This is a genomic window from Metabacillus indicus (genome assembly GCF_046603695.1).
Lineage (GTDB): Bacteria > Bacillota > Bacilli > Bacillales > Bacillaceae > Bacillus_P > Bacillus_P indicus.
In genome coordinates this window covers 23,891-44,799 of record NZ_CP176757.1, presented here as the reverse complement: position 1 = coordinate 44,799, position 20,909 = coordinate 23,891, and the positions used below count along the sequence as shown (strand labels likewise).

Genomic DNA, 20,909 nt, shown 5'->3' with positions numbered 1-20,909 from the left:
CGCAAGCGCCGGAGCCAGTTCTGACAGACTTGTCCGGCGGATTCGTCCCGGCTGTATGGCGGACGCTTGCACCAGAGAACTAAACATATACTTCTTTTCGCATAAAACAAAGAAAGCCGCCTGTAACGGCAGCTTAAGAATAGAGCGGCGGTGTTTTCACTCTCCGCAGTTTATCAACGTAATAGGCGTACTTGGGATCTTCCGTTTCTGTCTGAATCATATCAGTCTCGCAATCTGTACAAACAAAACTTGTATAGAGATGAATTCCCTTCGCCTTTTCTGTATCGCATATAATACACGTTTCCCCAGCCGGTTTCTTCACATCTTCCGAATTCACTGTACTCCACCTCCATACAAGCAGTTTTGCCACAGATTCACTGTTGTATACAAAATTTCGAATACTCATTCCCTCTCCCATTGTATGCCGGTGAGCCCAAATCGTGTATGTCTATATAAAATAACCGGGCTGCAGGGAGAGGCGTTCATTTTTTATAGATCATGCAGGGTCTACTTGCATTCATTTTGGCTTTTGCTTACCCTCCGTTATCGATTTACGGTTTTAGAGGGTACGATTCAGGCTTTTGCTTACCCTCTGATATCGATTTACAGTTTGGGAGGGTACGATTCGGGCGTTTGCTTACCCTCTGATATCGTTTTTCGGTTTTGGAGGGTACGATTCGAGCTTTTGCTTACCCTCTGATATCGTTTTACAGTTTCACAGGGTACGATTCCCCATTTGTTTGCACTAATTAATCCTGCATTCCTTCAGAACAACAAAAAAGAACAGCATCTCTGCTGTCCTTTTTTTCTGCGTGCCTGGCAACGTCCTACTCTCACAGGGGGAAACCCCCAACTACCATCGGCGCTAAAGAGCTTAACTTCCGTGTTCGGCATGGGAACGGGTGTGACCTCTTTGCCATCATCACCAGACAATATGCAATTGGTTGAAAGAAGTTATTCTTTCAAAACTGAGTAACGTTTGATAACAAGATTCACGTGCAACTTACGCTTAGTTAGACTGTGGTTAAGTCCTCGAACGATTAGTATCTGTCAGCTCCACACGTCACCGCGCTTCCACCTCAGACCTATCAACCTGATCATCTTTCAGGGTTCTTACTCACAAATGTGATGGGAAATCTCATCTTGAGGGGGGCTTCATGCTTAGATGCTTTCAGCACTTATCCCTTCCGCACATAGCTACCCAGCGATGCCTTTGGCAAGACAACTGGTACACCAGCGGTGCGTCCATCCCGGTCCTCTCGTACTAAGGACAGCTCCTCTCAAATTTCCTGCGCCCACGACGGATAGGGACCGAACTGTCTCACGACGTTCTGAACCCAGCTCGCGTACCGCTTTAATGGGCGAACAGCCCAACCCTTGGGACCGACTACAGCCCCAGGATGCGATGAGCCGACATCGAGGTGCCAAACCTCCCCGTCGATGTGGACTCTTGGGGGAGATAAGCCTGTTATCCCCGGGGTAGCTTTTATCCGTTGAGCGATGGCCCTTCCATGCGGAACCACCGGATCACTAAGCCCGACTTTCGTCCCTGCTCGACTTGTAGGTCTCGCAGTCAAGCTCCCTTGTGCCTTTACACTCTGCGAATGATTTCCAACCATTCTGAGGGAACCTTTGGGCGCCTCCGTTACATTTTAGGAGGCGACCGCCCCAGTCAAACTGCCCGCCTGACACTGTCTCCCAGCCCGGTAAGGGCTGCGGGTTAGAATTTCAATACAGCAAGGGTAGTATCCCACCAATGCCTCCACCGAAGCTTGCGCTCCGGCTTCCAAGGCTCCTACCTATCCTGTACAAGCTGTACCAAAATTCAATATCAGGCTGCAGTAAAGCTCCACGGGGTCTTTCCGTCCTGTCGCGGGTAACCTGCATCTTCACAGGTACTATAATTTCACCGAGTCTCTCGTTGAGACAGTGCCCAGATCGTTACGCCTTTCGTGCGGGTCGGAACTTACCCGACAAGGAATTTCGCTACCTTAGGACCGTTATAGTTACGGCCGCCGTTTACTGGGGCTTCGGTTCAAAGCTTCGCTTGCGCTAACCTCTCCCCTTAACCTTCCAGCACCGGGCAGGCGTCAGCCCCTATACTTCGCCTTGCGGCTTCGCAGAGACCTGTGTTTTTGCTAAACAGTCGCCTGGGCCTATTCACTGCGGCTTTTCAGGGCTATTCACCCTAAAAAGCACCCCTTCTCCCGAAGTTACGGGGTCATTTTGCCGAGTTCCTTAACGAGAGTTCTCTCGCTCACCTTAGGATTCTCTCCTCGCCTACCTGTGTCGGTTTGCGGTACGGGCACCTCTCACCTCGCTAGAGGCTTTTCTTGGCAGTGTGGAATCAGGAACTTCGGTACTAAATTTCCCTCGCCATCACAGCTCAGCCTTATATGGGAAGCGGATTTGCCTACTTCCCGGCCTAACTGCTTGGACGCGCATATCCAACAGCGCGCTTGCCCTATCCTCCTGCGTCCCCCCATTGCTCAAATGGTGAGGAGGTGGTACAGGAATATCAACCTGTTGTCCATCGCCTACGCCTTTCGGCCTCGGCTTAGGTCCCGACTAACCCTGAGCGGACGAGCCTTCCTCAGGAAACCTTAGGCATTCGGTGGAGGGGATTCTCACCCCTCTTTCGCTACTCATACCGGCATTCTCACTTCTAAGCGCTCCACCAGTCCTTCCGGTCTGGCTTCGACGCCCTTAGAACGCTCTCCTACCACTGTTCGTAAGAACAGTCCGCAGCTTCGGTGATACGTTTAGCCCCGGTACATTTTCGGCGCAGAGTCACTCGACCAGTGAGCTATTACGCACTCTTTAAATGGTGGCTGCTTCTAAGCCAACATCCTGGTTGTCTAAGCAACTCCACATCCTTTTCCACTTAACGTATACTTTGGGACCTTAGCTGGCGGTCTGGGCTGTTTCCCTCTTGACTACGGATCTTATCACTCGCAGTCTGACTCCCGAGGAGCAAGTCTTTGGCATTCGGAGTTTGACTGAATTCGGTAACCCGATGAGGGCCCCTAGTCCAATCAGTGCTCTACCTCCAAGACTCTCATACTCGAGGCTAGCCCTAAAGCTATTTCGGAGAGAACCAGCTATCTCCAAGTTCGATTGGAATTTCTCCGCTACCCACACCTCATCCCCGCACTTTTCAACGTGCGTGGGTTCGGGCCTCCATTCAGTGTTACCTGAACTTCACCCTGGACATGGGTAGATCACCTGGTTTCGGGTCTACGACCACGTACTAATTCGCCCTATTCAGACTCGCTTTCGCTGCGGCTCCGTCTCATCAACTTAACCTTGCACGGGATCGTAACTCGCCGGTTCATTCTACAAAAGGCACGCCATCACCCGTTAACGGGCTCTGACTACTTGTAAGCACACGGTTTCAGGATCTTTTCACTCCCCTTCCGGGGTGCTTTTCACCTTTCCCTCACGGTACTGGTTCACTATCGGTCACTAGGTAGTATTTAGCCTTGGGAGATGGTCCTCCCGGATTCCGACGGGATTTCACGTGTCCCGCCGTACTCAGGATCCACTCTGGAGGGAACGAAGTTTCGACTACAGGGTTTTTACCTTCTATGACAGGCCTTTCCAGGCCGCTTCATCTACCCCGTTCCTTTGTAACTCCGTATAGAGTGTCCTACAACCCCAAGAGGCAAGCCTCTTGGTTTGGGCTGATTCCGTTTCGCTCGCCGCTACTTGGGAAATCGCATTTGCTTTCTCTTCCTCCGGGTACTTAGATGTTTCAGTTCCCCGGGTCTGCCTTCAGTACCCTATGTATTCAGGTAAAGATACTGTTCCATTACGAACAGTGGGTTTCCCCATTCGGAAATCTCTGGATCAAAGCTTACTTACAGCTCCCCAAAGCATATCGGTGTTAGTCCCGTCCTTCATCGGCTCCTAGTGCCAAGGCATCCACCGTGCGCCCTTCATAACTTAACCAAAATTGGTCAATCGTTTGTTTAGACTGTAAAGTCTAAGAAAATCACTATGGTAAGCGTAAATCTCAGTGAATTACTTGTTATCAATTACGTTATCCAGTTTTCAAAGAACAACTTTCTAGGTGGAGCCTAGCGGGATCGAACCGCTGACCTCCTGCGTGCAAGGCAGGCGCTCTCCCAGCTGAGCTAAGGCCCCGTATTAAAGAGATGGTGGGCCTAAATGGACTCGAACCATCGACCTCACGCTTATCAGGCGTGCGCTCTAACCAGCTGAGCTATAGGCCCATCTCATATAAGGATAAAAGAGACGATTGCGACGAACAAAAAAGCACGCGCATGACGTTCTCGCTTACTTGTAAAGTAAACTTCCTATTTAAATGGAGAACAAAGTTCTCTCAAAACTAAACAAAAACCAAAAGCGACCTCATATCCTTAGAAAGGAGGTGATCCAGCCGCACCTTCCGATACGGCTACCTTGTTACGACTTCACCCCAATCATCTACCCCACCTTAGGCGGCTGGCTCCTTGCGGTTACCCCACCGACTTCGGGTGTTGCAAACTCTCGTGGTGTGACGGGCGGTGTGTACAAGGCCCGGGAACGTATTCACCGCGGCATGCTGATCCGCGATTACTAGCGATTCCAGCTTCATGCAGGCGAGTTGCAGCCTGCAATCCGAACTGAGAATGGTTTTATGGGATTGGCTAAACCTCGCGGTCTCGCAGCCCTTTGTACCATCCATTGTAGCACGTGTGTAGCCCAGGTCATAAGGGGCATGATGATTTGACGTCATCCCCACCTTCCTCCGGTTTGTCACCGGCAGTCACCTTAGAGTGCCCAACTGAATGCTGGCAACTAAGATCAAGGGTTGCGCTCGTTGCGGGACTTAACCCAACATCTCACGACACGAGCTGACGACAACCATGCACCACCTGTCACTTTGTCCCCCGAAGGGGAACCTTCTATCTCTAGAAGTGGCAAAGGATGTCAAGACCTGGTAAGGTTCTTCGCGTTGCTTCGAATTAAACCACATGCTCCACCGCTTGTGCGGGCCCCCGTCAATTCCTTTGAGTTTCAGTCTTGCGACCGTACTCCCCAGGCGGAGTGCTTAATGCGTTAGCTGCAGCACTAAAGGGCGGAAACCCTCTAACACTTAGCACTCATCGTTTACGGCGTGGACTACCAGGGTATCTAATCCTGTTCGCTCCCCACGCTTTCGCGCCTCAGCGTCAGTTACAGACCAGAGAGTCGCCTTCGCCACTGGTGTTCCTCCACATCTCTACGCATTTCACCGCTACACGTGGAATTCCACTCTCCTCTTCTGCACTCAAGTTTCCCAGTTTCCAATGACCCTCCCCGGTTGAGCCGGGGGCTTTCACATCAGACTTAAGAAACCGCCTGCGCGCGCTTTACGCCCAATAATTCCGGACAACGCTTGCCACCTACGTATTACCGCGGCTGCTGGCACGTAGTTAGCCGTGGCTTTCTGGTCAGGTACCGTCAAGGCGCCGGCAGTTACTCCGGCACTTGTTCTTCCCTGACAACAGAGTTTTACGATCCGAAAACCTTCATCACTCACGCGGCGTTGCTCCGTCAGACTTTCGTCCATTGCGGAAGATTCCCTACTGCTGCCTCCCGTAGGAGTCTGGGCCGTGTCTCAGTCCCAGTGTGGCCGATCACCCTCTCAGGTCGGCTACGCATCGTCGCCTTGGTGAGCCATTACCTCACCAACTAGCTAATGCGCCGCGGGCCCATCTGTAAGTGACAGCCGAAACCGTCTTTGAATGTCAAACCATGCGGTTTGACATAGTATCCGGTATTAGCTCCGGTTTCCCGGAGTTATCCCAGTCTTACAGGCAGGTTGCCCACGTGTTACTCACCCGTCCGCCGCTGACCTCCGAAGAGGTCCGCTCGACTTGCATGTATTAGGCACGCCGCCAGCGTTCGTCCTGAGCCAGGATCAAACTCTCCGAAGAAAATTTGTGACTCATAAATGTTGCTGACTTAAAAAATTTAAAACGTTTGGTACGCTTTTGGTTTTGTTTAGTTTTCAAAGAACTTTTGATGTCGCATCGTCTTGAAGCGACCTCTTTAATATATCACGCGATGTCCTATTAAGTCAATAACTTTTTTGAAGAAGTTTTTGTTAATGTCATCAGCGACGTTTATTAATATACCATCGTGTCATCGGGGTGTCAACAAAAAAAATAGAACAGGCAGTTTATATTGCCCGTTCTACGTTAAGATCACCATTTTGATTACGATAAGCGCCGCCACTCCAGGCAATCCTAGCAAGCCCGAGATGGCTGCTGTTGTCCAGTTAATAGGAATGTGCAGGTCAATGCTTGTACCGAATGCATTAATAAAAAATAGAAACAATGCGCCTACAACAACTTTAGCCATCATCTGCCCGATCCACCTCATCGATTTCATCGGGGCGCCTGCCACAAGGAGCAGGACGATGATGCCTCCAAGAATGGAAAAAACATATACAGGTTCCATTCCACCACTCACTTTCATCGTTACTTTCTACATATCTATGAAAGGACGGTAAAAATAGAACAAGCTATTTCTTTCCGATGGTGATATTTCTTTTCTTGGCTTCTCTTAATAAGAAGAAGTATTTGGACTGGGAAACCTTCAGCTCATAAAGGATTTCCGGCGAGGGCTCCACGCTTTTATCAACAAGCTGCTTTCTGTGATTCCATTCACTTTTCATATGGAGGAGGTCGTCAATAAGCAGCTGATCATATTCTTTTCTTAGCCAGCCTTTTCTGCGAAAAAACATTGAAAAATCCCCCTTCCCCCTGTTCTAAAGCTCGCGTCTGCCTTCAAGCGCTTTAGAGAGTGTCACTTCATCGGCGTATTCCAGGTCTCCTCCTACAGGAAGACCGTGTGCGATTCTCGTCATTTTAATCCCTGCAGGCTTCAGAAGCCTTGAGATATACATAGCTGTCGCTTCTCCCTCAATGTTGGGGTTTGTCGCGAGAATGATTTCCTGGACAGAATCATCCTGCAGCCGTTTAAGCAGTTCAGGAATTTTAATATCCTCCGGCCCAATTCCGTCCATTGGAGAAATGGCTCCTTGAAGGACATGATAAAGGCCCGTGTACTCTTTCATTTTTTCCATGGCAATGACATCTTTCGGGTCCTGCACGACACAGATCACAGATTTATCTCTTCTTTGATCCTCACAAATGTAGCAAGGGTCCTGATCTGTGATATGTCCGCATACAGAGCAGTACGTCAGATTCCTTTTTGCGTTAACAAGCGCTTTTGCAAAATCCAAAACGACGTCTTCCTTCATGTTCAGGACGAAAAAAGCCAGGCGAACCGCCGTTTTGGGGCCGATTCCTGGCAATTTCATAAAGCTGTCAATCAGCTTTGATATAGGCTCTGGATAATGCATCCCATTCCTCCTAGAACATGCCTGGCAAATTCATGCCTTTAGTGAATTTACCCATTGTTTCGTTCGTCAGATCATCCATTTTTTTGAGTGCATCGTTAGTAGCTGCAAGCACAAGGTCCTGAAGCATTTCGATATCATCCGGGTCAACAACTTCCGGCTTGATGACTACATCAGTGACTTCTTTGTTGCCGTTGATTGTCACAGTGACCATCCCGCCGCCTGCAGATCCTTCAATTGTTTTTGCTACAAGCTCTTCCTGTGCTTTTGCCATGTCCTTCTGCATTTTCTGCATTTGTTTCATCATTTTCTGCATGTTTCCCATTCCGCCACGGTTCATTAATAATCTCCTCCAAATCAGTCTTTTATTTCAATGAGGTCTGCACCCACTAATTTTTTCGCCTCGGCGATCAGCGGGTCCTCGTTTTCATCAGGGGTATTGCCGTCATCATTCTGACGCTGATCACGTATGTAATCCTCTCTTATTTTACCCCATTCCTGCTCAGGAACGCCAACCATTTCCAAGTTCCGTCCTGTAAGGGAAAGCAAAATGGCTTCCATATTGCTGCGGACACCGTTATTATCGTCCGCCACCATCTTGCAGTGGATTTCATATTTGAATTTTAGCACAAATGCAGTCTCTGATGCTGCGACAGGTTCACTGTCTGTCAGAAGCGCTGCATGGGATACTTTATTTTGTCTACGGAGCTCTTCAAGGAGTTCTCCCCATTTGCCCTTAATAGCAGCAAGATTTGGCTTCGTAGCATCTTTCAGGATTTCCTGAATCCGTCCTGAAGGGACTTTATATCCTCCGCGGATTGTTTTAGATGCTTTTTGTTCTCCCTGCTGCGCCTGCTGCTGCCCGACTTGCGTCACACCCTGCTTTTTCAGGAGTTCAAGCTCCCCGGACAATTTCTTCACCATGGCCTGAAGCTCGCTGTAATCGCCGCCCCCGCCTTCGCTGCCCGCTCTGACTTTGCCCTCAAACTCTGACAGTTTCACAATGGCAACCTCAAGGAAGATGCGCGGATGGTTTGTCCATTTCATTTCCTGCTGGCTCTTGTTCAGCACATCAATCGCATGGTAGATGGCATCAGTCTGAATTTCTTTTGACAGGCTGACAAATTGATCATCGGCCGTCACTCTTTCAAGTACCTCTTCAAGCTGCGGAGCTGTCTGGTAGAGAAGCAGATCCCTGTAATAGTAGATAAAGTCTTCTGTAAGCTTTGATGCATCCTTCCCCTGGTTCATCAGCTCATCTAGTGTCTGCAGCGCACTCGATACATCTTTTTCATGCATGGAATGAATCAGGTTTCCGATCATCGCCTGGGAGACAGAACCTGTAATGAGCAGGGCATCATCGAGCGTCACTCTCTCATCACTGAACGAAATCGCCTGATCAAGCAGGCTGAGCGCATCACGCATGCCTCCGTCTGCAGCGCTTGCAATGACCTGAAGGGCAGACTGGTCTGCGATTATCTTCTGATCATCAATGATTTCCTGCATTCTTCCCACTATTGAAGCTGCCGTGATTCGCTTAAAGTCAAACCGCTGGCACCTTGAAATGATGGTGAGAGGGATTTTGTGGGGTTCTGTTGTCGCCAAAATAAAGATGACATGTTTCGGAGGCTCTTCAAGCGTCTTTAAAAGGGCATTGAATGCGCCGATTGAGAGCATGTGAACCTCATCGACGATATAGACTTTATATTTAACCGATGATGGTGCATATTTTACTTTATCCCGGATATCCCGGATTTCATCTACTCCGTTGTTTGAAGCAGCGTCAATTTCAATGACATCAGAAATAGAGCCATCTGTGATCCCCCGGCATGCAGAACATTCATTGCAAGGCTCTGCGGCTGGCGCTTTTTCACAGTTGACTGTTTTGGCAAAAATCTTGGCAGCGCTCGTTTTCCCTGTTCCCCTCGGTCCGGAAAAAAGATACGCGTGCGAGAATTTTTCTTGCAGCAGGGCATTTTGAAGCGTTCTGGTAATATGTTCTTGACCTACGACATCATGAAATTGCTGCGGCCGCCAAACACGGTATAAAGCCTGATAACTCACATAACGCCCTCCTTCAAATTCATCCTTTCTATTATACCTTATGGAAACAGGAATTTACAAAGCCCAAAAAGGGGTCAGTCCCGCACTGCTTTAAAGCATGCAGGGACTGACCCCTTTTTCAAAATAAAAAACCCATCCTTTATCAGGATGGGCTGATTATTATAAATTAAACTGCCGTGCACCTTCCGTCGATTAGTGCCCATAAGCGTTACTTAAGCAGTTAGCTCGGCCCAGGCAACCCTGCGGCACATGAGAGATTCCACTTAATGCTGCTTCCTTCCGGACCTGACATGGTTCATGGATTCCCATTGCGCAGGACCCAGACGTCAACACCACTTACTTAAGGCAGGCCCTACAGACAGCTAACCTCGGGAAAGGGATTCGGCCTCGCTAGAGCGGATTGCGAGTACAGGGCACCGCTACCTCCCCGCTTAGCACGGCAAAATTGATACCTAGTTTAGGTGCGCCGTTTAGTACGACGCATAACCTAGTATATAAGGTTTTGCCGAAAATTGCAATCTTCAACTACTGTAAATTTTTTGAAGAAGCCTTCAGCGCCTTTTTCTTTTCACGCAGCTCTCTGAAAAAATCAATGAGCAGACGTCCGCATTCTTCTTCAAGCACACCGCGGGTCACTTCTGATTGATGATTAAATCTGCTTTCATCCAGAAGATTCATCAATGTTCCGGCACAGCCGCCCTTTGGATCTGAAGCGCCGTAAACGACCCGCTTCACTCTTGAGAGCACAATCGCACCTGCACACATCGGACAAGGTTCAAGAGTGACGTACATTGTCGCATCTTCCAGTCTCCATGATCCTGTCCGTCTGCATGCTTCATCAATGGCGATCATCTCGGCATGGGCAATTGAGCGCTGGTCCGTTTCTCTCAAGTTATATCCTGCACCAATCACTTCATCATTCAGAACGATAACAGCACCGATCGGCACCTCTCCAATGGCTTTTGCCTTAAGCGCCTCTTTTACCGCCAGTTCCATATACATCTGATCTTTATCCATTATGTGCTCCTTATAGATTCAAGCAGGTTGGCACAAGCTAGGTTTAGTAAAGGAGTGAATGGCTTTGGATAAAAAAGCAGCCTGTGCCCTGCTAATTATTGATATGATAAACAATTTCGACTTCAAGCACGGCGAAACACTCGCCGCTGAAGCAAAAACAGTGTCGCAAAACATTTATACTTTGAAAAAGAAGCTGCAGAAGCAAAATGTTCCTGTGGTCTATATAAATGATCATTATAAATTATGGCAGGCCGATTTTCAAAAGATATCGGAGACCTGCACAAATGAACGGAGCAAACCGATTATCGACCAGCTCTATCCGGATGATACCGACTATTTTTTAATTAAGCCCATGCACTCCGCCTTTTACGGAACCGCATTAAATGTACTCCTTGACCACCTTCAAGTAAAGCATCTCATTTTAACAGGCATTGCCGGAAACATTTGCGTCCTCTTTTCAGCCAATGATGCCTATATGCGCGGATATCAGCTTTCGGTTCCGGAAGACTGCATTGCATCGAACGATAAGCATGACAACGAGTATGCCCTGAGGATGATGAAGAACGTCCTGCAGGCAGATACAACCGCTTCCTCCCAATTAAAAATATAACATGCTCCCGCTCATTTCTTCATAGGATGTAACAGAGATAGTATGACGAATGAGTGAGGGGATCAATATGCAGATACATATTGTCCGGGAAGGACAAACATTATACGGCATTGCCCAGGCGTACAGCACGACTGCCGAAGAGATTATCCAGACAAACGAAATCCCAAATCCCGGCCAGCTTGTCGTCGGCCAGACAATTGTTATTCCAATCAAAGGGCGTTTCTACTGGGTGCAGCCCGGCGACACCCTCTGGTCCATCAGCAGAAAGTTCGGCACCACTCCGAAAGAGCTTGCAGAAATAAACGGGATCCCGATTAACACACAGCTTCAGATCGGATTCAGGCTCTATGTTCCCGAACGCCCTAAACCAAAAGCAGAATTTAACGCCTATATAGAGCCGTCCGGCAATCAGGTCAGCCCGAACCTGGAGGAAAGCGCCAGAGAAGCAGCTCCTTATTTAACGTATCTCGGCCCGTTCAGCTTCCGCATCCAAAAAGACGGCACACTGAAAGAACCTCTATTAAATGATTTTGCCAATATCGCGAAGAAAAACAAAGTCACTTTGATGATGATTGTAACGAACTTGGATGATGACGGCTTCAGTGATGAAATCGGACGGATTGTCCTCAACAATCAGGATGTCCAGAATAAACTTTTAAACAACATTGTTGAAACAGCAAAGAAATATGGATTCAGGGATATTCATTTTGACATGGAATATTTGCGTCCGGCAGACAGAGAAGCCTATAACCGTTTTTTGAAAAAAGCAAAGGCAAGATTCAAGAAAGAAGGATGGCTGATCTCAACCGCTCTTGCACCGAAAACAAGCGCAGATCAAAAAGGAAAGTGGTATGAAGCCCACGATTACAAAGCTCATGGGGAAATTGTCGACTTTGTCGTCGTCATGACATACGAATGGGGATACAGCGGCGGACCTCCTATGGCAGTGTCTCCGATTGGCCCTGTCCGCGAAGTGCTCGACTATACGCTTACAGAAATTCCTGCGGGAAAGGTCATGATGGGGCAGAATCTCTATGGCTATGACTGGACGCTTCCGTTTAAGCCGGGAGGCCAGTTTGCAAAAGCCATCAGCCCGCAGCAGGCCATCCGTCTCGCAAGCCGGTATAACGTCCCGATTCAATATAATATGAAAGCTCAGGCACCTCACTTCAACTACCGTGCAGAGGACGGAAAAGAACATGAAGTCTGGTTTGAAGACGCACGCTCCATCCAGGCGAAATTTGACTTGATGAAGGAACTGAAGCTCCGCGGCATGAGCTATTGGAAGCTCGGACTTTCCTTCCCGCAGAACTGGCTTTTAATTACCGACAATTTCGAGGTCGTGAAACGTTAAAAAGCAGCCGCCCGGCTGCTTTTTTTGATTGCTTACCTATTCAACCCACGTATACATATAGTCTTTATCTTCAATCTCCTGTGCTTTCTTCACAACCTTGAGCGGCCGGAACGTATCAATCATGACAGCAAGCTCCAAAGTTTCTTTTTTCCCGATGCTTGCTTCCGTCTTCCCTGGATGAGGACCATGGGGAATGCCGCTCGGATGCAGCGTGATCGATCCCCGCTTAATTCCTTTTCTGCTCATAAAATTGCCTTCAGCATAGTAAAGAAGCTCATCACTGTTCACATTGCTGTGATAATAAGGTGCCGGAATGCTCTCCGGATGATAGTCGTACATCCGCGGCACAAAGGAACAGACGACAAAATTGTGCCCTTCAAACGTCTGGTGAACCGGAGGCGGCTGATGGATCCTGCCTGTAATCGGCTCGAAATCTTCAATGTTAAACGCCCACGGATACAAATAGCCGTCCCAGCCGACGACATCAAATGGATGATGCCCCAGGATGTGCCTGTGCATATACCCCCTGGATTTCGTCAGGACTTCAAACTCTCCCCGCTCATCAAAGGTAATCAGTTCCTCAGGACCGCGAAAATCCCTCTCGCAAAACGGGCTGTGCTCAAGCAGCTGTCCATAATCATTTCTGTACCTTTTCGGCGTCGTAATCTGACTGAACGATTCAACGACGAGAAATGCTGTCTCTGTCTCAGGCTGAATTCTGTAAATCGTCCCGATGGGAATCGAGATGTAATCTCCCGAGCGATAGGTGATCACACCGAACATCGTCTCCACTTTTCCGCTTCCTTCGTGGACAAAAAACAGCTCGTCGCCGTCGCCGTTGCGGTAAAAAGAGGACATGGGCCTATCTGCTTTGATGATGCCGATTAAAAGATCGTCATTTCCCAGAAGATACTCCCTTGCACTCAGGGCATCCCCCTTTTCTGTCATGGCATATGTGAAAAAGTGCCTGTGCTTTAATGAATCTGTCTCTTCGTATTCCGGCATGCACGGCTGCAGCAGCTCAGATCTTACCACTTCAGTCGGCATGTAATGATGATAGAGAATCGACTGGACACCCGAAAAGCCTTTCGTTCCCATCACCTGTTCCCTGTACAGGCTGCCGTCTTCTTTTTTAAACATTGTGTGCCTCTTATGCGGGATCGTGCCAAGAGTCCGGTAATACATCCTCTCACCTGCTTTTAGCTGTGATTTTGTTTTTCAGAGAACCAAGGCCCTCAATTGTCAGTTCAACTTCATCCCCAGGCTGCAAATAACGGTGCACCTCTTCTCCAAGCTCAAGAATGCAACCTGTGCCCACGGTGCCTGAACCAATGACCTCTCCTGGATACAGCGTCACTCCGGCTGATGCCCGTTCAATCATTTCGCCAAACGAATAATAGCAATCCCGTACGTTGCCGCTTGAGAGCTGCTTACCATTAACAGCTGCTTTCATCTCGAGATCAAGCTTTGGCCCGAGTTCATCCGCCGTTACAAGAAAAGGACCGAGCGAGGTCGCAAAATCCTTTCCTTTTGCAGGTCCGAGGCCGACTTTCATCTCCGCCTGCTGAAGATCGCGTGCACTCCAGTCATTCATGATAAAGTACCCGAATATATACTCAGCTGCATGCTCAGCCGGAATATCACGGCCTTCTTTTCCAATGACGCAGGCAATCTCAAGCTCATAATCCAAAGCCCCGCAGCCGGGAGGAACTTCGATTGCATCTCCCGGCCCTTTAACAGCCAGATGATTCGAAAAATAAAAAACCGGAAACTGATACCATTCAGGCACAACGTCAAGTCCTCTTTTTCCCCGTGCGGTTTTCACGTGCTGTTCAAACGCATAAAAATCACGGATGCTCAGCGGTCTTGGAAGCGGAGCTGCAAGCCTTTCCTCCTCAAGCTCATAAACCCCTTCATCTCCGGCTCGAAAAGGTTTTAGAGTCCTGATGAAATCAGCATACCGTTCATAATCCGTTATCAAATGGAGTAGATCCCGAGGCAAATCCCCCCCGCTTGCCGCATGCATATCGATGATCAGATCTCCCTGTATCCATCCTGCCCTCAGTTGCTGATCACCCGTTTGAAAGGTCACAAATTTCATCCCATCACCTTCTGACAATTTCAAATGTGTCACTCATCGGCTTTGTATACTGATTTCCTGCCAGCCGGCCAATCGGGTTCAGCTTCCCGGTATCGATTTTGCCGTCAAAGAAGAGGGCATCGTCAACATGGATATGAACGACCTTGCCGATGACAAGACTTCCGGCCCCGGCATGTTCTCCAAAGTGAAGGACCTCATGAAGAATGCACTCCAAGTGCACAAGGCTTTCCTTTACCCTTGGAGGCGAAACCGCAGCGCTGCTTATTTTCGTCAGACCGCTCTCCTCAAATTCGTCCGCATCCCGCGGGAATTCCCCGGCACACAGATTCATCTGTTCGCCAATCTCTTCACTGACGATATTAATCACAAACTCTTTCGTCTGTTCAATGTTAAGAAGCGTATCTTTTTTCGTTCCGTCTGTTACTCTTCTCATGGGAGAAAAACAGACCATCATCGGTTCTGCTGAGATCGCCGTGAAAAAGCTGAACGGTGCGAGATTGGCCGTTCCGCTTTCATCTAATGTAGAAACAAACGCAATCGGCCGCGGCAAAATCGAACCGATCATGAGCTTATAGGCATCTTTCCAATGGAGCGAGTCAGGCATTACATCCATTTCCATCACCTTCCGCGTTTACAGATTTCCCCGCCGCTCCTGCTCTCTTTCAATCGACTCAAAGAGCGCTTTAAAGTTTCCGTCGCCGAATCCTTTTGCCCCTTTTCTCTGAATGACTTCAATAAAGACGGTTGGACGGTCGACAATCGGCTTTGTGAAGATCTGCAGCAGGTATCCTTCATCATCGCGGTCTACCAGAATGTTCAATTCTTTCAGCTTATCAATTTCTTCGTCTATATCCCCTACCCGCTCGCTCAGCGTTTCATAGTAAGTATCAGGAGTATTCAGGAACTCTACACCGTTTTTCTTCAAAATCGCGACTGTTGAAACAATATCCTCCGTTAAAACAGCCAGATGCTGCACGCCCGGTCCATTGAAGAACTCAAGGTATTCCTGGATTTGAGATTTTCGTTTTCCTTCAGCCGGCTCGTTAATAGGAAACTTGATCCTCCCGCCATTGTGCATCACCTTTGACATAAGAGAAGAATATTCTGTGCTGATATCCGAATCCGTGAAATGCCTCATCTCCTTAAAGCCCATGACCTTCTCATAATAGGAAACCCATTCCTGCATGCTTTCTACGTTTCCAACGACATGATCAACCCCTATAATGCCGGCTTCTGTATAAGGAATCTTCATTTCCGCTTTTTCATACCCCGGCATAAAAACACCTTTGTACTCGTTTCTCTCAATAAGAGAATGGATGGTGTCCCCGTATGTTCCAATGACGGCTTTTTTCACCATTCCATGGTCATCCTTTAATTCAAATGGCGGGGTGATTGCAATGGCTCCGCGTTCCACCGCACCTTTGTAAGCCTTTTCAACATCATCCACGACAAGTGCAATATCCCTTACTCCGTCACCATGTTTTTTAACAAATTCAGCCACACGCGAGGTATCATTCAAAGAACCTGTAATAATCAGACGGACCTTTTGCTGCTGCAGGACGTAGGAGACAGTCTCTCTGTTGCCGGTTTCAAGACCGGAATAAGCGACAAGTTTAAATCCGAACGCCGTACAGAAATAATGGGCAGACTGCTTGGCATTTCCTGAATACATTTCCAAATAATCAACATCTTTTACCGGAAAAAAATCCTCTGTTACTTCATCCATTGCAACTGTTTCCTCACGCATGAAAATCCCTCCATTTTATGAATATTAATACTATTCCGAATCTATCATACGGAAAATGAAACAGACGAGGCAAGAGTGCAAAGTAAAGCTATAACGCTTTTCTGCAGTGATGCGGACCGGCATAAATCCTTCCTTTCCATGGCAGGATAATTGGAAACTTTTCTTTTTTGGGAAATGCCCGCTCTTTTCCCATTAACACTGTGATACAATGAAATTTGTCTGTTTTGATAGATTTTTTTGCGTAGGAGGACACGTGATGAATGGCGTACCGTTTATTACTGTGGAAGGACCAATTGGCGTAGGGAAAACTTCACTTGCAAAGGCGATAGCAGAACACTATCACTTTCATTTGCTGAAAGAAATTGTGGATGAAAATCCGTTTCTCGGCAAATTTTATGAAAACATCGAAGAGTGGAGCTTCCAGACAGAAATGTTCTTCCTCTGTAACCGATATAAACAGCTTGAAGATATTGCCCAGTTGTTTTTGAAAAAGAGTCAGCCTGTTGTGGCGGATTATCATATCTATAAAAACCTCATTTTTGCAAAGCGCACTCTTAAAAAAGAACAATATGATAAATACCTCGACATATATTCCATTTTGACAAGCGACATGCCAAAACCAAACTTGATCATATACTTAGATGCAAGTCTTGAAACGCTTCTTTCGCGCATCGACAAGCGCGGCAGAGAGATTGAGAAAAAGATTGATCCCGGATACCTGAAGCAGCTTTCTGAGGATTATGAAGTGGCCATGTCACAGTGGGAAAAGGAACACCCGTCCATCCCTGTGCTGAGGTTCAGCGGGGACGAGCTTGATTTTGTCCAAAACGAAAAAGATTTGGCCTATATCTTTAAGCGTCTGGATGAAACTTTACACGAAGGAGCTAGAGCTAAATGAATTTGAGAGAAAAATACAGCATCCCGAACAATGCTGTCATTACAATAGCGGGCACAGTCGGCGTCGGCAAATCGACAATGACCAATGCACTTGCAAACGCCCTGAACTTTCGCACCTCATTTGAAAAAGTAGATACCAATCCGTATCTTGATAAGTTTTACGCGGATTTTGAAAGATGGAGCTTCCACCTGCAGATCTACTTCCTCGCAGAACGCTTCAAAGAGCAAAAGCGCATCTTTGAATACGGCGGCGGATTTATTCAGGACCGTTCCATTTATGAAGACACAGGCATTTTCGCAAAAATGCACTACGAAAAAGGGACGATGACAGAGGTTGATTATGAAACATACACGAATCTTTTCGATGCGATGGTCATGACGCCTTACTTCCCTCACCCTGACCTTCTGATTTATCTCGAAGGCAGCCTTGACGACATCCTGTCCCGCATCAAAGAGCGCGGACGCCCGATGGAGCAGCAGACGCCTGTTGCCTACTGGGAAGAAATGCACCGCCGCTATGAAGACTGGATCAACAACTTCAATGCGTGCCCGGTACTGCGTCTGAACATCAATGACTACGACATCATGAATGATGAAGGTTCCATCGAGCCGATTGTGGAGCGCGTTGCCCATTTTATTGAGCAGACCAGACTGCTGAAAAAATAACCGATTTAAGCCTTTTTCGAAAGGCTTTTTTTGTTGCCGAATTGCAGGCAAAAACCCAACTGCTCCTCACTCCTGCACTTGTGCGATACAGGTGAATATCTTAATAGATGAATGCTGGTATTTAAAAAGGAGAAGCGAGACATGGGGAAGGTAAACTTTAATAAATCCGTAAAATCCGGGCATAGAATGGATCAATTCCAAGAAAAGGACCAGACCGGGCAGACCCAGGATCAGTCTCAGACAGTTATGCAAAATCCGTTTCTTGAAGGAACTGAACAGGACCTGCAGCAAAATGCCGATCAAAATCCTATTTTAAATCCTAATCAGGAGCAAACGCTTGAAAGTCAGACTCAGCGGCAGCGCCATGGAGATCAGACTCAGGGAGCACAAACAATAGGAGGGCACACCAATAATTCTCCTCTGACTAACAACCAGACCATCACAACTGATGTCAGCGGTGTTACGGTAAATGTGACTTGCTGCTGCGAAAAGGAGAAAAAACCTTTGAAAGAATGCTGCGAGAAGGGCTGTACATGCAAGGATTGCAAAAAAAAGAGAGACTGTGGATGCTCGGGCAGTAAAAAAGTGAAAAAATGCAATGATGACTGCGACTGCTGCACAAGAGATCTGGCTGCACTGCTTGAAAGCCTGAGGGTCTTTCAAACTACAGCAGAAGATACTACCGGTATTGATATTTATCTGACTGGTTCCCCATCGCTGGTCAACCCCTTTAGAGGTCAGATTATTACAGGTGTAAACGAATGCGGAGCTTTTACATTCCGGGGACTGGGTCAACTTGCCCCCCGGCCAAATACGACCGTTCAGATTTGTAAAACAGCAGGGGTGAGTGCTGCTGCCGGCAGCCCTGAGTTCAGCTTCCTGCAGAGCGCTGGGGCTGCATGCCAGAATTCTTTGGACAGGAAAAAGAGAACGTGCTGCTGCGGATGCTGTGCAGAAAACATAGCACAAGACCTTTTATTTGCCTCAAGATTCGGTTTGAATGTCAGCTTGCTCGTTGACGGGCTGACGGGTCTTAATAACCTGGTCGTTTTAAACGTGTGCGGCTGTCTTGCATTCTTTACAATAGTCAGTATTATCGGAGTGCCATCGGAGATTTATGTTTTTAGTGTGTGTTCCATTACAGCCTTTACTGTTCTTTGATAGCGAACCCGCCTAAACTCTGAACAGAACATTGAATAGATACAAAAAACCCGCTGCAGAAGCAGCGGGTTTTATCGACAATCTCCAATTATTATGCGCGTAATAACTGGAATTTATATTTTAAATGGAGGAGGTAGAGGGATTCGAACCCCCGCGGGGTTTGACCCCCCTGTCGGTTTTCAAGACCGATCCCTTCAGCCAGACTTGGGTATACCTCCGTACTGACAAGAATTAATATATCATATAGAAAATATGCCTGTCAACGTTTCTAAAAAACTTTTTTCAAAAAAAATCAGAGGGCCAAAACGGCTGCTCAGGCCCTCCGGCAAGTCAAACCATTATCTTGATAGAACTTCTCTGTTACCCATGTATGGACGCAGAACTTCAGGGATGATGACTGTCCCGTCTTCCTGCTGATAATTCTCAAGAATTGCTGCAACCGTGCGTCCGATCGCAAGTCCTGAACCGTTCAGCGTGTGAACAAATTCAGGTTTTCCTTTAGGCTCGCGTCTGAAGCGGATGCCTGCACGGCGTGCCTGGAATGCTTCAAAGTTACTGCAAGAAGAAATTTCGCGGTATGTTTCCTGGCTCGGAATCCATACTTCGATGTCGTATTTTTTCGCAGCCGTAAATCCGAGGTCAGCTGTGCACATTCTCAGAACGCGGTACGGAAGGCCAAGAAGCTGCAGGACCTTTTCAGCGTGTCCTGTCAGTTTTTCAAGCTCATCATAAGAGTCTTCCGGTTTTACGAATTTTACAAGCTCTACTTTGTTAAATTGATGCTGGCGGATCAAACCTCTTGTATCTCTTCCCGCAGAACCTGCTTCAGAGCGAAAGCAAGAGCTGAACGCTGCATAGTTGATCGGCAGCTGATCGACAGACATGATTTCTTCGCGGTGCATGTTTGTCACCGGCACTTCAGCAGTCGGAATCAGGAAGTAATCCTCATCTGCAATTTTGAATGCATCTTCCTCAAACTTAGGAAGCTGGCCTGTACCCGTCATGCTCGCTCTGTTGACGATGTACGGAGGAAGAACTTCCGTATAGCCGTGCTCATCAATATGAAGATCAAGCATGAAGCTGATCAGCGCACGCTCAAGACGGGCACCAAGACCTTTGTAAAAAACAAAGCGGCTTCCTGTTACTTTTCCTGCACGTTCAAAATCAAGGATTCCCAAATGGTCGGCTACATCCCAGTGAGGCTTCGGCTCGTATGCAAATGACGGAACTTCGCCCCACTCGCGGTGAAGAATGTTATCATCCTCCGTTTCACCGACCGGCACACTTTCGTGGGGGATATTCGGAATAGACAGCATCAGATGTTCAAGATCGGCTTCTACTTGTCTGAGCTCTTCATCCATTTCCTTCACCTTGTCGCCAACTTCACGCATCTCTTTAATCAGATGATCGGCATCCTGCTTTTCGCGCTTCATGACGGCAATTTGTCCGGACACTTCATTTCGTTTGCTTTTATAGACCTCAACCTCAGAAATCAATTCACGGCGTTTTTGGTCAAGCTCTTCAAATTTGGCAAAATCGCCTAAATCTTCTCCGCGATGAGAGAGCTTTTCTTTTACCTCTTCAAAATTAGCCCGCAAGTACTTAATATCAAGCATCCTAAAAACTCCTTTTATCTTTTTTTACAAATAAAAAACTCCCGTCCCTGGTAAAGGGACGGAAGTTGTATCCGCGTTGCCACCCTAATTGAAGACAGAATCCTGCGCCTTCCTCTTAGCAGGATAACGGCCTGTTCCGGATATATCTAGTCTCCGAAGATTTCAATACATCATTCAAGGATGGATTCACAAGGCTCTCACACCGGTTCGCACCGACCACCGGCTCTCTTTGGAAAGAAACACTTGCTACTGGTTCCTGTCATCACGTTGTGCTTATTTAAGTAATTCATAATTTACTACAAGTTTGGTACGGTTGCAAGGG

The 20,909-nt window shown here is 47.6% G+C and carries 17 protein-coding genes, 3 tRNA genes, 3 rRNA genes, 1 other RNA gene and 1 other annotated feature; of the genes, 5 read left to right on the top strand and 19 right to left on the bottom strand.

Annotation, left to right across the window (positions count from 1 at the left end; all coding sequences use genetic code 11):
- Nucleotides 1–133: 133 nt before the first annotated feature.
- The 13 genes from ACK1LH_RS00220 to tadA form a co-directional block, all read right to left on the bottom strand.
- On the bottom strand, nucleotides 134–406 hold the full coding sequence (locus ACK1LH_RS00220; RefSeq protein WP_411334260.1) for a sigma factor G inhibitor Gin: 273 nt from the start codon (nucleotides 404–406) through the stop codon (nucleotides 134–136).
- Between the two features lie 408 nt (nucleotides 407–814).
- A 5S ribosomal RNA gene (gene rrf / locus ACK1LH_RS00215) occupies nucleotides 815–930 on the bottom strand.
- Between the two features lie 90 nt (nucleotides 931–1,020).
- A 23S ribosomal RNA gene (locus ACK1LH_RS00210) occupies nucleotides 1,021–3,951 on the bottom strand.
- 122 nt (nucleotides 3,952–4,073) lie between these two features.
- Nucleotides 4,074–4,146, bottom strand: a tRNA-Ala gene (locus tag ACK1LH_RS00205).
- Between the two features lie 12 nt (nucleotides 4,147–4,158).
- Nucleotides 4,159–4,235, bottom strand: a tRNA-Ile gene (locus ACK1LH_RS00200).
- A gap of 151 nt (nucleotides 4,236–4,386) precedes the next feature.
- A 16S ribosomal RNA gene (locus tag ACK1LH_RS00195) occupies nucleotides 4,387–5,924 on the bottom strand.
- The 16S, 23S and 5S rRNA genes sit together here with 2 tRNA genes alongside, the layout of an rRNA operon.
- Nucleotides 5,925–6,183: 259 nt before the next feature.
- Nucleotides 6,184–6,450, bottom strand: a complete 267-nt coding sequence (locus ACK1LH_RS00190) for a pro-sigmaK processing inhibitor BofA family protein (RefSeq protein ID WP_029286409.1) — start codon at nucleotides 6,448–6,450, stop codon at nucleotides 6,184–6,186.
- A gap of 64 nt (nucleotides 6,451–6,514) precedes the next feature.
- Complete coding sequence (locus ACK1LH_RS00185) at nucleotides 6,515–6,736, bottom strand: YaaL family protein (RefSeq protein ID WP_029286411.1); 222 nt, start codon at nucleotides 6,734–6,736, stop codon at nucleotides 6,515–6,517.
- A gap of 24 nt (nucleotides 6,737–6,760) precedes the next feature.
- The gene (gene recR, locus ACK1LH_RS00180; protein WP_029286413.1) at nucleotides 6,761–7,357 is read right to left on the bottom strand and encodes a recombination mediator RecR; all 597 of its coding nucleotides are present in this window, start codon (nucleotides 7,355–7,357) and stop codon (nucleotides 6,761–6,763) included.
- A gap of 10 nt (nucleotides 7,358–7,367) precedes the next feature.
- Nucleotides 7,368–7,694, bottom strand: coding sequence for a YbaB/EbfC family nucleoid-associated protein (locus tag ACK1LH_RS00175; RefSeq protein ID WP_029566291.1), 327 nt, complete (start codon nucleotides 7,692–7,694; stop codon nucleotides 7,368–7,370).
- Between the two features lie 17 nt (nucleotides 7,695–7,711).
- Complete coding sequence (gene dnaX, locus ACK1LH_RS00170; RefSeq protein WP_411334259.1) at nucleotides 7,712–9,418, bottom strand: DNA polymerase III subunit gamma/tau; 1,707 nt, start codon at nucleotides 9,416–9,418, stop codon at nucleotides 7,712–7,714.
- A 174-nt stretch (nucleotides 9,419–9,592) separates the two neighbouring features.
- Nucleotides 9,593–9,858: signal recognition particle sRNA large type (gene ffs, locus ACK1LH_RS00165), an RNA gene on the bottom strand.
- Nucleotides 9,859–9,943: 85 nt separating this feature from the next.
- Nucleotides 9,944–10,435, bottom strand: coding sequence for a tRNA adenosine(34) deaminase TadA (gene tadA, locus ACK1LH_RS00160; RefSeq protein WP_411334258.1), 492 nt, complete (start codon nucleotides 10,433–10,435; stop codon nucleotides 9,944–9,946).
- Between the two features lie 64 nt (nucleotides 10,436–10,499).
- On the opposite strand from tadA, the gene ACK1LH_RS00155 reads away from it, so the two are divergent.
- Nucleotides 10,500–11,045 (top strand): isochorismatase family cysteine hydrolase, encoded by a 546-nt coding sequence (locus ACK1LH_RS00155; protein WP_267881667.1) that lies wholly within the window; start codon nucleotides 10,500–10,502, stop codon nucleotides 11,043–11,045.
- 67 nt (nucleotides 11,046–11,112) lie between these two features.
- A complete protein-coding gene (locus ACK1LH_RS00150) occupies nucleotides 11,113–12,399 on the top strand; it encodes a LysM peptidoglycan-binding domain-containing protein (RefSeq protein ID WP_411334257.1) in 1,287 nt (428 codons plus the stop codon).
- 36 nt (nucleotides 12,400–12,435) lie between these two features.
- Here ACK1LH_RS00150 and ACK1LH_RS00145 read toward each other — a convergent pair whose 3' ends face one another.
- Genes ACK1LH_RS00145 through hppD form a run of 4 tightly spaced genes read right to left on the bottom strand, consistent with a single transcriptional unit; the run spans nucleotide 12,436 to nucleotide 16,247 of the window.
- Nucleotides 12,436–13,584: a homogentisate 1,2-dioxygenase gene (locus ACK1LH_RS00145; RefSeq protein ID WP_411334256.1), complete on the bottom strand. Its 1,149-nt coding sequence runs from the start codon at nucleotides 13,582–13,584 to the stop codon at nucleotides 12,436–12,438.
- A gap of 4 nt (nucleotides 13,585–13,588) precedes the next feature.
- Nucleotides 13,589–14,500 (bottom strand): fumarylacetoacetate hydrolase family protein, encoded by a 912-nt coding sequence (locus tag ACK1LH_RS00140; protein ID WP_411334255.1) that lies wholly within the window; start codon nucleotides 14,498–14,500, stop codon nucleotides 13,589–13,591.
- A 4-nt stretch (nucleotides 14,501–14,504) separates the two neighbouring features.
- A complete protein-coding gene (locus ACK1LH_RS00135; protein ID WP_411334254.1) occupies nucleotides 14,505–15,113 on the bottom strand; it encodes a flavin reductase family protein in 609 nt (202 codons plus the stop codon).
- Nucleotides 15,114–15,131: 18 nt separating this feature from the next.
- Nucleotides 15,132–16,247: a 4-hydroxyphenylpyruvate dioxygenase gene (gene hppD, locus ACK1LH_RS00130; protein WP_411334253.1), complete on the bottom strand. Its 1,116-nt coding sequence runs from the start codon at nucleotides 16,245–16,247 to the stop codon at nucleotides 15,132–15,134.
- 256 nt (nucleotides 16,248–16,503) lie between these two features.
- Here hppD and ACK1LH_RS00125 point away from each other — a divergent pair, with 256 nt between their 5' ends.
- From ACK1LH_RS00125 to ACK1LH_RS00115, 3 genes are all read left to right on the top strand, one after another.
- Nucleotides 16,504–17,145 carry a deoxynucleoside kinase gene (locus ACK1LH_RS00125; RefSeq protein ID WP_411334252.1) on the top strand — a complete coding sequence of 214 codons (642 nt, stop codon included), beginning with the start codon at nucleotides 16,504–16,506 and terminating at the stop codon, nucleotides 17,143–17,145.
- On the top strand, nucleotides 17,142–17,810 hold the full coding sequence (locus tag ACK1LH_RS00120; RefSeq protein ID WP_029286435.1) for a deoxynucleoside kinase: 669 nt from the start codon (nucleotides 17,142–17,144) through the stop codon (nucleotides 17,808–17,810). The genes ACK1LH_RS00125 and ACK1LH_RS00120 overlap by 4 nt, the downstream gene beginning before the upstream one ends.
- Before the next feature lie 141 nt (nucleotides 17,811–17,951).
- Nucleotides 17,952–18,971, top strand: coding sequence for a hypothetical protein (locus ACK1LH_RS00115; protein ID WP_411334251.1), 1,020 nt, complete (start codon nucleotides 17,952–17,954; stop codon nucleotides 18,969–18,971).
- A gap of 125 nt (nucleotides 18,972–19,096) precedes the next feature.
- Here the strand turns inward: ACK1LH_RS00115 and ACK1LH_RS00110 are convergent.
- Both ACK1LH_RS00110 and serS read right to left on the bottom strand, forming a co-directional pair.
- A tRNA-Ser gene (locus tag ACK1LH_RS00110) sits at nucleotides 19,097–19,189 on the bottom strand.
- A gap of 120 nt (nucleotides 19,190–19,309) precedes the next feature.
- Nucleotides 19,310–20,587, bottom strand: a complete 1,278-nt coding sequence (gene serS / locus ACK1LH_RS00105) for a serine--tRNA ligase (RefSeq protein ID WP_029566297.1) — start codon at nucleotides 20,585–20,587, stop codon at nucleotides 19,310–19,312.
- 51 nt (nucleotides 20,588–20,638) lie between these two features.
- Nucleotides 20,639–20,859, bottom strand: a binding site (T-box leader).
- Between the last annotated feature and the right edge of the window lie 50 nt (nucleotides 20,860–20,909).

Coding starts and splice junctions, on each gene's coding strand:
- ACK1LH_RS00220 (WP_411334260.1), bottom strand. CDS start 406: ATGAGTATTCGAAATTTTGTATACAACAGTGAATCTGTGGCAAAACTG.
- ACK1LH_RS00190 (WP_029286409.1), bottom strand. CDS start 6,450: ATGGAACCTGTATATGTTTTTTCCATTCTTGGAGGCATCATCGTCCTG.
- ACK1LH_RS00185 (WP_029286411.1), bottom strand. CDS start 6,736: ATGTTTTTTCGCAGAAAAGGCTGGCTAAGAAAAGAATATGATCAGCTG.
- recR (WP_029286413.1), bottom strand. CDS start 7,357: ATGCATTATCCAGAGCCTATATCAAAGCTGATTGACAGCTTTATGAAA.
- ACK1LH_RS00175 (WP_029566291.1), bottom strand. CDS start 7,694: ATGAACCGTGGCGGAATGGGAAACATGCAGAAAATGATGAAACAAATG.
- tadA (WP_411334258.1), bottom strand. CDS start 10,435: ATGGATAAAGATCAGATGTATATGGAACTGGCGGTAAAAGAGGCGCTT.
- ACK1LH_RS00150 (WP_411334257.1), top strand. CDS start 11,113: ATGCAGATACATATTGTCCGGGAAGGACAAACATTATACGGCATTGCC.
- ACK1LH_RS00145 (WP_411334256.1), bottom strand. CDS start 13,584: ATGTATTACCGGACTCTTGGCACGATCCCGCATAAGAGGCACACAATG.
- ACK1LH_RS00140 (WP_411334255.1), bottom strand. CDS start 14,500: ATGAAATTTGTGACCTTTCAAACGGGTGATCAGCAACTGAGGGCAGGA.
- ACK1LH_RS00135 (WP_411334254.1), bottom strand. CDS start 15,113: ATGGATGTAATGCCTGACTCGCTCCATTGGAAAGATGCCTATAAGCTC.
- hppD (WP_411334253.1), bottom strand. CDS start 16,247: ATGCGTGAGGAAACAGTTGCAATGGATGAAGTAACAGAGGATTTTTTT.
- ACK1LH_RS00125 (WP_411334252.1), top strand. CDS start 16,504: ATGAATGGCGTACCGTTTATTACTGTGGAAGGACCAATTGGCGTAGGG.
- ACK1LH_RS00120 (WP_029286435.1), top strand. CDS start 17,142: ATGAATTTGAGAGAAAAATACAGCATCCCGAACAATGCTGTCATTACA.
- ACK1LH_RS00115 (WP_411334251.1), top strand. CDS start 17,952: ATGGGGAAGGTAAACTTTAATAAATCCGTAAAATCCGGGCATAGAATG.
- serS (WP_029566297.1), bottom strand. CDS start 20,587: ATGCTTGATATTAAGTACTTGCGGGCTAATTTTGAAGAGGTAAAAGAA.